The following is a 12,723-nucleotide window of genomic DNA, read 5'->3' as shown; positions in this document are numbered from 1 at the left end:
CGCGTCCCGGTCAGCGGGTCGTGTCGGGCAGCGGCTGGCCGGTCACCGCGACCAGCCGGGGCAGGTCGCTGCCGCGTACCGCCGGCAGCACGAGCCGTTCTCCGTCGTCGAGCCGTACCACCGCCCGGCCGCGGGGGTCGGCGGCCAGCTCGGCGACCCGCTCCCAGGCGATCCGGCGCTGCCCGGTGAGGGCTCGCAGCCGCAGCTCCCGGGGGTCGGCGTCGGTCCCGGCCCGCCAGGCCCAGACCGCCACGGCCACCGGGACCAGGAGTACGGGCAGCAGGTACGACCGGGCGGTGGCCAGCGGCAGCGCGCCGATGAAGGCGACGATCGCCGCGACCAGGATCGCCTGGTTGTGCCGGAAGCGGAGGGTGTCGACGCGACTCACCCCCGAATGATCCCACCTGCGGCGACGGGCATCCGGCCCGGGCCGGTAACCGGGCCGTGGGAGCCTGGTCCGCCCGATCACAGAGTGATCTGGATCACGCCACTGGGGGCGTCACCGGTCGGCGACTCGCTCGTTCTGGGAGTTGGGCGTCCAGGGTAGGCATCCCGGAGGCGCCACCGCACCGTCGCACCGCCCCCGTGCCCCCTCGCGAAGGCGACCGCCGTGCCCCTTGCGTACCCCTGCCGTGGTCACCGCCCCCGAACGCCGTTGCCCGAGGCGGTCGTGCTGGCGGCGGCGGCCCTGTTGCTGTTCCTGGCCGTGGTCGGCGCGATGCCGCCGTCCGCCGCCGTGGCGCTCGCCGCCGCGGCCGGTACGGTCCTGGCCGGCGTCCGGCTGTCCCGACTGGCCGCCACCGGTGGCCCGCCAACCGCCGCGGCCGGTGCCCGGCCCCCGACCGCCACGGCCGCCGGTCGGCCGTCGGACCCGCCGGCCGGGACGGTGGCGGCGCAACCTCGGCACGGCCGGTGGAGCCGGCGCGCGGCGCTGCGACGGCGCGTCGTCGGGCTGCTCGACGCGGCGGTGGCGACGGCCGGTCTCACCGCGGCCGTGCCCCCGATCGTGGCGCCCGCGCACCGGTCGGCGGTGGTCGCCGCGGGCGTGGCGCTGACCGGTGTGCTGCTGGGCGGTGCCCTGTTCCTGCTGCCGGGCCGGTCCCGGCTGGACCGCCCGGTGCGGCTGCGCCGGGTGGTGGAGGTGGTCAGCTTCGGCGTCAGCCTGGTCTTCGCGACCTGGGTGCTGCTGCCCCCCGGTGAGCTGCCGCCGGCCGTACGCGAGCTGACCGTGGTCGGCGCGGGGCTGTTGGCCGGGCTCGCCGGGACCGGTCTGGCCGACCGGCGACGCCGGCCGGGCGCCGCGCTCTGCTGGACCGGGGCGGCGGCCGTCCTGCTCGGACTGGGCCTGCTGCTCGTCCTGCCGGTGGCCGGCGCGTCGGACCGGGCGGCCCTGCTGGCCGTGCCGCCGCTGCTGGGCGGGATGCTGGCCACCGCGACCGGCGCCGCGAGGTTGGCCGGTGGCGACCCGCCACGGCCGGCGGGGCCGGTCTGGCCGACGGTGACCGCTCCGGCGGCGATCGCCACGGTGGCCGCCGCCTGCCACCTGCTGGTCGTCGGCGAGTTCGACGTGACCGGGATGCTGCTCGGCCTCGCGGTCATCCCACCGATGGTGGTACGCGAGCTGCTCTCCGCCGCCGACAACCGCCGGTACGCCGACCGGCTGGGCGCGCAGGAGGCGCACTTCCGGGCCCTGGTCTCCGGCGGGCACGATCTGGTGCTGCTGCTCGACGAGGCGCTGCGGGTGCGCTGGCAGTCCCCGGCGGCGGCCCGGCTGTTCGGGCTGACCGACGCCGACGTCCGCGACCGGCCGCTGCCCGAACTGCTGCACCCGCAGGACGCGCCGTGCGCCGCCGGGCTGCTGACCGGCGTGCTCGACGGCGCGGAGCCGACGCTGCTCTCCGCCCGGCTGCGGGACGGGCAGGGCAACTGGCGGGAGACCGAGTCGACGGTCAGTGACCAACGCGGCGTGGTCGAGGTGGGGGCGCTGGTGCTGCACGTGCGGGACGTCGGTGACCGGCGCCGGCTGGAGCGGACGGTGCACCGGCTCGCCGCCACCGACCAGCTCACCGGCCTGGCCAACCGGGTGGAGCTGCTGCGCGCGTTGGGCTCCCGCCGGCAGCTGCGCCACCCGTCCGGCGCGCTGCTGGTGGTCGACCTGCACGGCCTCGGCGGGGTGAACGACGCCTACGGGCGGGCCGCCGGGGACGTGGTCCTGGTCGAGGTGGCCCGGCGGTTGCGCGGGACGGTCGGGCCGGACGAGCTGGTCGCCCGGCTGACCGGGGACGAGTTCGCGGTGGTCACCACGGAGGGGCCGGTGCTGGCGTTCGGGCTGGGCGACCGGTTGGTGGCGGCCCTGAGCGAGCCGTACCCGCTGCCCGACGCCGGGCCGGTGCGGCTCGCCGCCAGCGTCGGGCTGGCCGAGATCACCGACGCCGGCGCGGAGGACGTGCTGCGCCAGGCGGACCTGGCCCGGCGGCGGGCCGTCCAGCTCGGCCGCAACCGGGTGGAGTGGTACGACGGCTACCTGGAGGAGCAGCTGGTCCGCCGGCTCGACCTGGAGCGGGAGCTGCCCGGGGCGGTGGCCCGGGGCGAGCTGGATCTGGTCTACCAGCCGGTGCTGGGGTTGATCGACCGCTGCCCGGTGGGCACCGAGGCGCTGCTGCGCTGGCGCAGCCCGGTGCTGGGGACGGTGCTGCCGGCGGAGCTGCTGCCCGTCGCCGGTGACCTGGACCTGCTGGGGGAGTTGGGGCGTTGGGTGCTGGCCCGGGCCTGCCGGCAGCTCGCCGACTGGTCGGCGGGCAGCCCGCAGCTGTGGATGGCGGTGAACGTGACCCCCCGGGAGCTGGCCGGAACCGACTTCGTGGAGCGGGCCGCGACGCTGCTGGCCGAGCACGGGGTGCCGGGGGAGCGGCTGGTGATCGAGGTGTCCGAGCCGCTGGTGACCGAGGATGCCGGCACGGTCGCCGCCCGGCTGGCCGGGTTGCGGTCGCTGGGCGTACGGATCGCCCTGGACGACTTCCGGCCCGAGCACGCCTCGCTGGCGCAGCTCCGCCGGCTCCCGATCGATCTGCTGAAGGTCGGCCCGGAGCTGGTGGGCGCGGCGGACGACCCGCAGCGCCCGCTGCTGGACGTGGTGGTGAGCCTGGCCGACCGGTTGGGCGTGGCGGTGGTGGCCGAACAGCTCGAGTCGATCGGCCAGGTGGATCGGGCCCACCGGGCCGGCTGCCGGTACGGGCAGGGCTTCGTGCTGGCCCGTCCGGCGACCGCGGAGCGGGTGGAGGCGTACTTCGAGGAGTTCCCCTCGGCGTCCCGGTGAGCGGTCAGCCGTTCAGCTGTTTACTTAACCGGTTCACCTGATGCGCGGCGGCGCGGTGCTGCCCCGCGGGGTGAGGTGGGCGGTCTCGTCCTGCAACCCGCTGACCGGTTCGCCGGCGATCGCCGCGAGCAGCTGCCGGGCGGCGTGCGCGCCGTACGCGGGGATGTCCCGGCCCAGCGCGGTCAGCGGTGGGTGCACCAGCTGGCAGAGCGGCGAGTCGTCCCAGGCCACGATCGACAGGTCGCCGGGGACCTGGAGCCCCATCTCCTGGGCCACGGAGAGGCCGGCGATCGCCATCACGTCGTTGTCGTAGATCACCGCGGTGGGGCGGGCGGCCGAGCTGAGCAGTCGCCGGGTGGCCCGGGCGCCCTCCTCGCCGGTGTAGTCGGACCAGACGGTGCTCGCCTCGTCCAGCCCGAGCCGGGCGCAGACCTCGGTGAACGCGTCCGAGCGGATCTCGGTGTGCAGCAGCGAGGGCAGGCCGCCGACCCGGGCGATCCGCCGGTGCCCGAGCGCGACCAGGTATTCCACGGTCTCCACCAGGGCGGCCGCGTCGTCGGACCAGACGCTGGCCAGGGTGCCGGTGTGCCCGGGGCCGCCGATCACCACGGCCGGCAGTTGCAGTTCCTCCAGGGCCGGCACCCGGCGGTCGTCGGTGCGCAGGTCGCAGACGAAGACGCCGTCCACCCGGCGCTCGGCCCACCAGCGCCGGTAGACCGCGATCTCGGCGTCCTGGTCGGCCACCACCTGGAGGGTGAGCGCGTACGACCGGGCGGACAGCTCCGCCTCGACGCCGCTGATCAGCTCCATGAAGAACGGCTCGATGCCCAGTATCCGGGCGGGCCGGCACAGGGCCAGGCCGACGGCCTTGGCGGTGGCGCCGGAGAGCGCCCGGGCGGCGCTGCTCGGACTGAACCCGATCTCGGCGGCGATGGCGAGGATCCGCTGCCGGGTGGCCTCGGAGACCCCGGGCTGGCCGTTCAGCGCGTAGGACACCGCGCCCTTCGAGACCCCGGCGCGCCGGGCGACGTCGGCGATGGTCGGCCGCTTCACCGGCGCGCTCCTCCACTGTCCGGCCCCTCGGGGCGGGCTTGCCTGGCGCCGGGTTCACCGGCGACCACTCACGCTAACCCAACCGATCGACGGATGATCACCGCCGCGCCGGGCCAACTGAACGGCTGCTTGTTCGGTTAAGCGTACGGGGTGGCCCCCGGGGCAGCGCCAGACCCTGTCGTTCACAACTGCGCGGTATAGCGCTCAACCACGCATGGTCGCGCTCCCACGGCGTCGAGATGATTACGGGACGGCCACGGCGTTAACCGCCCGTTGACACTGCCGGGGCTGAACCGTACGGTGGCCCCACTTATCCGGTTCAGTCAACGTCTCTCGATCCCGGGAGCGTTCCCATTTGCTCGGAGGATGACATGAAACGGTCCTGGACGCGGTGGGCCCGCGCGCTCGCCGCGGGCACCGTCGGCCTGAGCCTGATCGCCGCCTGCAGCGGCCAGGGCACCAAGGGTGGCGACTCGGACTCCGCCAGCGGCCCGGTCACCCTGAAGATCAACTTCTGGGGCGACTTCGGCCTGACCGACCTCAAGACCAAGTACGAGGCCGAGCACCCGAACGTCAAGATCCAGCTGAACTCGGGCGAGTACAACGCCCAGCACGAGGACCTGCAGAAGAAGCTCGTCGCCGGCAACGGCGCGGCGGACATCGCGGCGATCGACGAGGGCTTCATGGTCCAGTTCCGCGGCCAGTCCGACAAGTTCGTCAACCTGCTCGACAAGGGCGCCGCGGACTACGAGAGCAAGTACCTGCCCTGGAAGTGGAAGCAGTCGCTGTCGGCCGACGGCAAGACCCAGATCGGCCTCGGCACCGACGTCGGTGGCCTGGCCATGTGCTACCGCACCGACCTGTTCAAGGCCGCCGGCCTGCCCACCGAGCGGGACCAGGTCTCCGCCCTCTGGCCCACCTGGGACAAGTTCATCGAGGTCGGCCAGCAGTACACGGCCAAGACCAAGAAGAAGTTCGTCGACGCCGGCACCAACCTGTTCAACCCGATCCTCGGCCAGCAGCCGGTCGGCTTCTACAACGACCAGGAGCAGCTCCAGATGGAGCAGGGCCCCAAGGTCGCCTTCGACTACACCGTCAAGGCGGTCGACGCCGGCCTCTCGGCCAACCTGGTCAGCTTCCAGGCCGACTGGGACAAGGGCTTCACCAGCGGCGCCTTCGCCGTGCTGGCCTGCCCGGCGTGGATGCTCGGCCACATCAAGGACACCGCGCCCGGCACCCAGGGCAAGTGGGACATCGCCGCGGTCCCCGGTGGCGGTGGCAACTGGGGTGGCTCGTTCCTGACCATCCCCAAGCAGGGCAAGCACGTCGACGAGGCGTACAAGCTGCTCACCTGGCTGGTCGCCCCCGAGCAGCAGATCGAGATCTTCAAGAAGGTCGGCAACCTGCCCTCGCAGCCGGCGCTCTACTCGGACCCGGCGATCGCCGACTTCAAGAACCCGTTCTTCAACAACGCCCCGGTGGGCCAGATCTTCCCCAAGATGGCGCAGGGTCTCACCCCGCAGTACCTGGGCAAGAAGAACGGCCCGACCCGGGTCGAGGTGGAGAACGTCATCCGCCGGGTGGAGAACAAGACCCTGAAGCCGGACGCCGCCTGGGCGGAGGCGGTCAAGGCTGCCGAGAAGGTCAAGAGTTCCTGACCTGACCGGCGCGGCGGCGGGGCGGGTCCGGCACCCGCTCCGCCGCCGCACCACCCCCGGCGTACGCCCGACCGCAACGGCGTCGCCCCGCCCGAAGCCCGTGTCACCTCTTCCGCCCTGGAGTGATCCCATGTCCACCACGCGTGCCGCGCCCACGCCGCCCGCCCACCGGTCCGCGCCCAGGCGCGCCGGCGGCTCCGGGGCGGACGAGCGGCGACTGAACTGGCGCAACCGGCTGTACCGCTTCGACATGCGCTACATGCCGTACCTGATGATCGCGCCGTTCTTCCTGCTCTTCGCCGTCTTCGGGCTGTTCCCGCTGCTGTTCAACGCCGTGGTCTCGCTGCGCAACTACCGGCTCGACGACCCGACGCTGCCGTACTGGGCCGGCTTCGCGAACTTCACCAAGCTCTTCGGCGACGAGTACTTCTGGAACGCCCTCTACAACACCTTCGGCATCTTCCTGCTGTCGTCGGTGCCGCAGCTGCTGCTCGCCCTGGTGGTCGCCTCGCTGCTCAACCGCAAGCTGCGGGCGCAGACCTGGTGGCGGGTGGGGGTGCTGCTGCCCTACATCACCCCGATCGTCGCCTCGACGATGGTGTTCAGCGTCTTCTTCTCCCGCGAGTTCGGCATGGCCAACTGGGTGCTCGGCCTGCTGGGCATCGGCGGCCCGGATGACCCGATCGACTGGCGGGCCGACAAGCTGCACTCCTGGATCGCCATCGCCACGATGGTCAACTGGAAGTGGATCGGCTACAACGCGCTGCTCTACCTGGCCGCCATGCAGTCCATCCCGCGCGACGTCTACGAGGCGGCGGCGATCGACGGCGCCGGCCCGTGGAAGCAGCTCTGGCGGATCACGGTGCCGATGATCCAGCCCGTGGTCGTCTTCACGGTCATCCTCTCCACCATCGGCGGACTCCAGCTCTTCACCGAGCCGATGCTCTTCGACCAGAACGCCCAGAACGCCACCGGCGGGCCGAACCGCGAGTGGCAGACCATCGCCCAGCTGATCTACAAGGTCGGCTGGAAGGACCTGAACCTCGGCTACGCCGCCGCGATGTCGTGGGCCCTCTTCCTCATCATCCTGATCGTCGCCGGCATCAACTTCTGGGCGACCAACCGACTGTCCGGAGGTCGTCGGTGAGCGCGAGGAACGCAGCGAAGCGGAGTACCGCAGTCGCGAACGAAAGGAGCCTCAGTTGACGGCCGTTGCGCCCCCGCGTACCCCCGTCGCCGCCGCGCGGCGCCGGCCCGGGGCGATGGCCCGGGCCCCCCAGGACTCCCCGGCGGGTGTCTGGACGTACGTCTTCCTCGCGCTGACCATGCTCTTCGCGGCGTTCCCGCTCTACTGGATGTTCGTCATCGCCACCAGCAACGACGAGGCGCTGGCCAAGCTGCCCCCGGCGGTGATCCCCGGCGATCGGTTCATGACCAACGTCAACGAGGTCTTCAGCCTCCAGGACGTCTACTTCGCCGCCTCGCTGGTCAACAGCGTGATCGTCTCGTCCGTGGTGACCGCCTCGGTGCTCTTCTTCTGCTCGCTGGCCGGCTTCGCCTTCGCCAAGCTGCGCTTCAAGGGCAGCAACGCGCTGATGGTCTTCGTGGTGCTCACCCTGACCGTGCCCAACCAGCTCGGCATCGTCGCGCTCTACATCGTGATGGGCAAGCTCGGCTGGAACGGCACCCTGCTCGCCGTCATCGCGCCCGGCCTGGTCACCGCGTTCGGCGTGTTCTACATGCGGCAGTTCATCGTCAACACGGTGCCCGACGAGCTGATCGAGTCGGCCCGGGTGGACGGCGCCACCACCATGCGGGTGTACGCCAACATCGTGCTCCCGGCGATCCGCCCGGCTCTGGCCGTGCTGGGCCTGCTCAGCTTCGTGGCCACCTGGAACGAGTTCCAGTGGCCGCTGATCACCCTGTCCGGCACCGACTTCCCGACCTCGATGGTCGCGATCTCGGACCTGGCCAGCGGCAACTACGTCATCTACCGGCGGGTGCTGGCCGGCGCGTTCCTCGCCACCATCCCCCTGCTGGTGATGCTCTTCATCGGTGGACGGCAGATCGTCCGCGGAATCATGGAAGGCGCGGTGAAGTCGTGAGCGCGAGGAGTGAGCCGGTTTTGCGAGCCCCGCAGTCGCGATCAGAGGTGACCCTGTGACCCGACAGACGCTGCACGAGGGCTGGACGCTGCGGGCCGTACCGGGGGCCGGGGTGCCGGCCGAGGTCGCCGAGCGGGCCGTGCCGGCCACCGTGCCGGGTTGCGTACACACCGACCTGCTGGCCGCCGGGCTGATCCCCGACCCGTTCGGTGACGACAACGAGACCCGGCTGGCCTGGATCGGCCGCACCGACTGGGTCTACGAGAGCAGCTTCGACTGGCAGCCCGGCGACGACGACCGGGTCGACCTGGTCTGCGCCGGCCTGGACACCGTGGCCACCGTGGACGTCAACGGGATCGAGGTGGGCCGGACGCAGAACATGCACCGCGGCCACCGCTTCGACGTCCGGTCGCTGCTGCGGCCGGGCGGCAACACGCTCACCGTGCGGTTCGACTCGGCGTACCGCTACGCCGAGGCGCAGCGGGACCGGCTCGGCGACCGGCCCAACGCCTACCCGGAGCCGTTCCAGTTCATCCGGAAGATGGCCTGCAACTTCGGCTGGGACTGGGGTCCCACCGTGGTGACCGCCGGCATCTGGCAGGAGATCGGCCTGCACGCCTGGTCGACCGCCCGGCTGGCCGACGTCCGCCCGGTGGTCACCGTGGCCGACGGCACCGGCCGGGTGGAGCTGCACGTCGAGGTGGAGCGGGCCGCCGACGCGCCGCTGACGCTGCGCGCCGCCGTGGCCGGCGCGACCGGCGAGGTCACCGTCCCGGTGGGGGAGCGCACGGCCGTGCTGACCCTCACCGTCCGCGAGCCCGAGCTGTGGTGGCCCCGAGGGTACGGCGAGCAGCCGCTGTACGACCTCGACGTCACCCTCTGCGCCATCGACGGCCGGGCGCTGGACGGCTGGTCGAAGCGGATCGGCTTCCGCTCGGTACGCCTCGACACCACCCCCGACGCGCACGGCACCCCGTTCGTCCTGCACGTCAACGACGTGCCGGTCTTCGTGCGCGGCATCAACTGGATCCCGGACCACCCGTTCCTCACCGAGATCACCCGGGAGCGGCTGGCCGAACGCTTCGACCAGGCCCTCGGTGCGAACATCAACCTGCTGCGGATCTGGGGCGGCGGCCGGTACGAGTCGGACGACTTCTACGAGCTGGCCGACGAGCTGGGCATGCTGGTGCAGCAGGACTTCCTCTTCGCCTGCGCGGCGTACCCGGAGGAGGAGCCGTTCCGCACCGAGGTCGAGGCGGAGGCGCGCGAGCAGGTGACCCGGCTGGCCGCCCACCCGTCGCTGGTGCTCTGGACCGGCAACAACGAGAACATCTGGGGTTGGCACGACTGGGACTGGCAGGAGCCGCTCGCCGGCCGCACCTGGGGGCGCGGCTACTACCTGGAGCTGCTGCCCGCCATCGTGGGCGAGCTGGACCCGACCCGCCCGTACTGGCCGGGCAGCCCCTGGTCGGGTAGCGACGACATCCACCCGAACGACCCGGCGCACGGCACCATGCACATCTGGGACGTCTGGAACGACGACGACTACACGAAGTACCGGGAGTACGTCCCCCGCTTCGTCGCCGAGTTCGGCTACCAGGCGCCCCCGGCGTACGCGACGCTGCGCCGGGCGCTGACCGACGAGCCGCTCGCGCACGACTCGCCGGGCATGGCGCACCACCAGAAGGCGATCGACGGGGACCGGAAGCTCCAGCGGGGGCTGGACGCACACCTGCCCGCCCCGGCCGACTTCGACGACTGGCACTACCTGACCCAGCTCAACCAGGCCCGCGCCATCCAGCTCGGGGTGGAGCACTTCCGGTCGTACCGGCCGGTCTGCATGGGCACCATCGTGTGGCAGCTCAACGACTGCTGGCCGGTCACCTCCTGGGCGGCGGTCGACGGCGACGGCCGGCGCAAGCCGCTCTGGTACGCACTGCGCACCGCGTACGCCGACCGGCTGCTCACCGTGCAGCCGCGCGACGGCGGGCTGGCGTTGGTGGCGGTGAACGAGACCGGCGAGGCGTGGAGCGCGCCGGCCACGGTCACCCGGCTCACCCTGGCCGGGGAGCCGAGGGCGAAGACCTCGGTCCAGCTCGACGTCCCGGCGTACTCGGCGGTGACCCTGGCGCTGCCCGCGGACCTGGCCGGGCCCGAGCAGGCCGACCGGGAGCTGCTGGTGGCCGAGGCCGGCGAGACGGCGGAGCGGGCGTTGTGGTTCTTCGCCGAGGACCGGGACATCGACTGGCCGGCGCCGGAGTTGGACGCGGTGGTCGAGCCCGCCGACGGTGGCCAGCGGGTCCGGGTGACCGCCCGCAGCGTGCTGCGCGACCTGACCCTCTTCCCGGACCGGCTCGACCCGTCCGCCGGAGTGGACCGGGCACTGGTCACCCTGCTGCCGGGGGAGTCGGCCACGTTCACCGTGCACGCGGACGGGCCGCTGGACCCGGCCGCGCTGACCGCCCGTCCGGTCCTGCGCTGCGTCAACGACATCCGATGAAAGCAGGGGCCCCTTCTTAACGCCTGGCGTATAGCAGGGGCCCCTTCTTAACACCTCGTCCGAGAGGGACACCGATGAGAAGAAGGCTCGCCGGCGTACTGCTGGCGCTGGCCGGGCTGCTCACCGCGACCGGCGTGACGGCCCCGCCCGCCGCGGCCGCCGCCGGCCGGCCCGGTGCCGGCTTCGTGGTGCGCAAGGGGGACCGGCTCTTCCTGGACGGCAGGCCGTTCCGGTTCGCCGGCAGCAACAACTACTACCTGGAGTACAAGTCCCGCGCGATGGTCGACGACGTCCTCGCCGACGCGAAGGCCGCCCGGTTGACCGTGCTGCGGCACTGGGGCTTCCTGGACATCGGCACCCCGGGCGGCACCGACTCGGTCTCCGGCCCCTCCGACGGGGTCTGGTTCCAGTACTGGGACGGCACGAGACCGGCCTACAACGACGGCCCGGACGGGTTGCAGCGCCTCGACTACGTGCTCTACGCGGCCCGCCGCGAGGGTCTCAAGGTGGTCGTGCCGCTGGTCAACAACTGGCGCGACTTCGGCGGCATGGACCAGTACGTCCGCTGGCGCGGCGCCGCGCACCACGACGACTTCTACACCGACCCGGTGATCCGGGGCTGGTACCGCGACTGGGTGTCGCACGTGCTCGACCGGGTCAACCCGCTGACCGGGGTCGCGTACAAGGACGACCCGACGGTGCTGGCCTGGGAGCTGGCGAACGAGCCGCGCTGCAAGGGCTCCGGGGTCTACCCGACCTCGCCGGGCTGCTCGACGGCGACGGTCACCGGCTGGGCCGACGAGATGAGCCGGCACGTCAGGTCGGTCGACCGCCGGCACCTGGTCGGCGTCGGCGACGAGGGCTTCTTCTGCGACGACCCGGCCGCCGCGGAGTGGACGGTGAACTGCGGCGAGGGCGTCGACGCGGTGGCGCTGGCGAAGCTGCCGGCCGTGGACCTGATGGGCTACCACCTCTATCCGGACCACTGGGACAAGGACGCCGACTGGGGTGTCGCCTGGATCGAGCGGCACAACCGGGAGGCTGAGGCGGTCGGCAAGCCGGCCGTGCTCGGCGAGTTCGGCTGGGCCGACAGGGCCACCCGCAACCCGGTCTACCAGCGGTGGACCGACGCGGTGATCCGCGGCGGCGGAGCCGGCTTCCTCTACTGGATCCTCGCCGGCAGCCAGGACGACGGCACGCCCTACCCCGACTACGACGGTTACACCGTCTACTGCCCGAGCCCGGTCTGCACCACCCTGAGCAACGCCGCCGACCGGATCCGGCGCGGCTGGCGGCCACGCCCGCCGGTCGCCGACCACGACACCGCCACCACCACCGCCGGCACGCCGGTCACCCTCACCCCGACGGGCAACGACATCGCGTACGTGGGCCGGGTGCAACCGTCCACTCTCGATCTCGACCCGGCGCTCGCCGGACAGCAGCGCGTCACCTCTGTCGCAGGTGGCTCCTTTGCTCTGTCGACCGCCGGGGACGTCGTCTTCACCCCCTCGGACGGCTTCCAGGGCAGGGCGACGGGGCACTACACCGTCCGCGACGTCGCCGGGCAACTGTCGAACGTCGCCGACCTGACGATCACCGTCAAGCCGGCGCCCGGCGACCCGATCCGCCTCGCCTCCTGGGAGTCCGGAGTGGAGGGCTGGGGGCCGGGAAGCTGGCAGGCCGACGCCGGCACGGTGGCGCAGACCGCCGCCTTCCACACCGACGGCGCGTACGGCCTGTCGGTCGCGGCGACCGGCGGTGGCTGGTTCGGGGTGACCCTGCCCGCGCCGGTCGACCTGTCCGCCAAGGGCACCCTGAGGTACGACCTGCGGACCTCGCCGACGGCGGGCACCTCCGCGGCGATCGCCCTGCAGACCGGGTCCGGGTTCACCTGGTGCCAGTCCACGTTCGGCTGGGTGCCCGAGGGGACCAGCACCACGGTCGAGGTGGACCTGCTCAACCAGATGTCCTGCGACCCGGCGGCCCTGACCGACGTACGCGGGGTGCTGATCTGGGTCAGCCCGGGCACGCACGACCTGGACGACCTGCGCGCCGAGTGATCCCCGGTGACCGGGCGGCGGTTGGACCCAC

General features: G+C 72.5%; 8 protein-coding genes. 6 read left to right on the top strand and 2 right to left on the bottom strand.

All coding sequences use genetic code 11. From position 1 onward, the window contains the following. Positions 1 to 10: 10 nt before the first annotated feature. A complete protein-coding gene (locus GA0070564_RS01100; RefSeq protein ID WP_091601266.1) occupies positions 11 to 388 on the bottom strand; it encodes a PH domain-containing protein in 378 nt (125 codons plus the stop codon). A 267-nt stretch (positions 389 to 655) separates the two neighbouring features. On the opposite strand from GA0070564_RS01100, the gene GA0070564_RS01095 reads away from it, so the two are divergent. Further along, positions 656 to 3,316: a putative bifunctional diguanylate cyclase/phosphodiesterase gene (locus GA0070564_RS01095; protein WP_245669776.1), complete on the top strand. Its 2,661-nt coding sequence runs from the start codon at positions 656 to 658 to the stop codon at positions 3,314 to 3,316. 33 nt (positions 3,317 to 3,349) lie between these two features. On the opposite strand, the gene GA0070564_RS01090 is transcribed toward GA0070564_RS01095, so the two are convergent. Further along, entirely contained in the window at positions 3,350 to 4,369 is a 1,020-nt protein-coding gene (locus GA0070564_RS01090) for a LacI family DNA-binding transcriptional regulator (RefSeq protein ID WP_091601265.1), read from the bottom strand. Between the two features lie 371 nt (positions 4,370 to 4,740). On the opposite strand from GA0070564_RS01090, the gene GA0070564_RS01085 reads away from it, so the two are divergent. From GA0070564_RS01085 to GA0070564_RS01065, 5 genes are all read left to right on the top strand, one after another. Then, positions 4,741 to 6,027: an ABC transporter substrate-binding protein gene (locus GA0070564_RS01085; RefSeq protein ID WP_091601263.1), complete on the top strand. Its 1,287-nt coding sequence runs from the start codon at positions 4,741 to 4,743 to the stop codon at positions 6,025 to 6,027. Between the two features lie 130 nt (positions 6,028 to 6,157). Further along, on the top strand, positions 6,158 to 7,174 hold the full coding sequence (locus tag GA0070564_RS01080) for a carbohydrate ABC transporter permease (RefSeq protein WP_091601261.1): 1,017 nt from the start codon (positions 6,158 to 6,160) through the stop codon (positions 7,172 to 7,174). 115 nt (positions 7,175 to 7,289) lie between these two features. Beyond that, a complete protein-coding gene (locus tag GA0070564_RS01075; RefSeq protein ID WP_091601259.1) occupies positions 7,290 to 8,132 on the top strand; it encodes a carbohydrate ABC transporter permease in 843 nt (280 codons plus the stop codon). A gap of 55 nt (positions 8,133 to 8,187) precedes the next feature. Continuing rightward, positions 8,188 to 10,632, top strand: a complete 2,445-nt coding sequence (locus GA0070564_RS01070; protein ID WP_091601256.1) for a glycoside hydrolase family 2 protein — start codon at positions 8,188 to 8,190, stop codon at positions 10,630 to 10,632. Between the two features lie 74 nt (positions 10,633 to 10,706). Continuing rightward, on the top strand, positions 10,707 to 12,692 hold the full coding sequence (locus tag GA0070564_RS01065) for a cellulase family glycosylhydrolase (RefSeq protein ID WP_091601254.1): 1,986 nt from the start codon (positions 10,707 to 10,709) through the stop codon (positions 12,690 to 12,692). The last annotated feature ends 31 nt before the right edge of the window (positions 12,693 to 12,723 follow it).

Source organism: Micromonospora mirobrigensis, assembly GCF_900091555.1.
GTDB lineage: Bacteria > Actinomycetota > Actinomycetes > Mycobacteriales > Micromonosporaceae > Micromonospora > Micromonospora mirobrigensis.
This window is presented reverse-complemented; position numbering and strand designations above follow the sequence as displayed.

What these genes read in the sequence shown, in the direction of transcription:
- GA0070564_RS01085 (WP_091601263.1), top strand. Translation starts at nt 4,741, where the DNA reads ATGAAACGGTCCTGGACGCGGTGGGCCCGCGCGCTCGCCGCGGGCACC.
- GA0070564_RS01080 (WP_091601261.1), top strand. Translation starts at nt 6,158, where the DNA reads ATGTCCACCACGCGTGCCGCGCCCACGCCGCCCGCCCACCGGTCCGCG.
- GA0070564_RS01075 (WP_091601259.1), top strand. Translation starts at nt 7,290, where the DNA reads ATGGCCCGGGCCCCCCAGGACTCCCCGGCGGGTGTCTGGACGTACGTC.
- GA0070564_RS01065 (WP_091601254.1), top strand. Translation starts at nt 10,707, where the DNA reads ATGAGAAGAAGGCTCGCCGGCGTACTGCTGGCGCTGGCCGGGCTGCTC.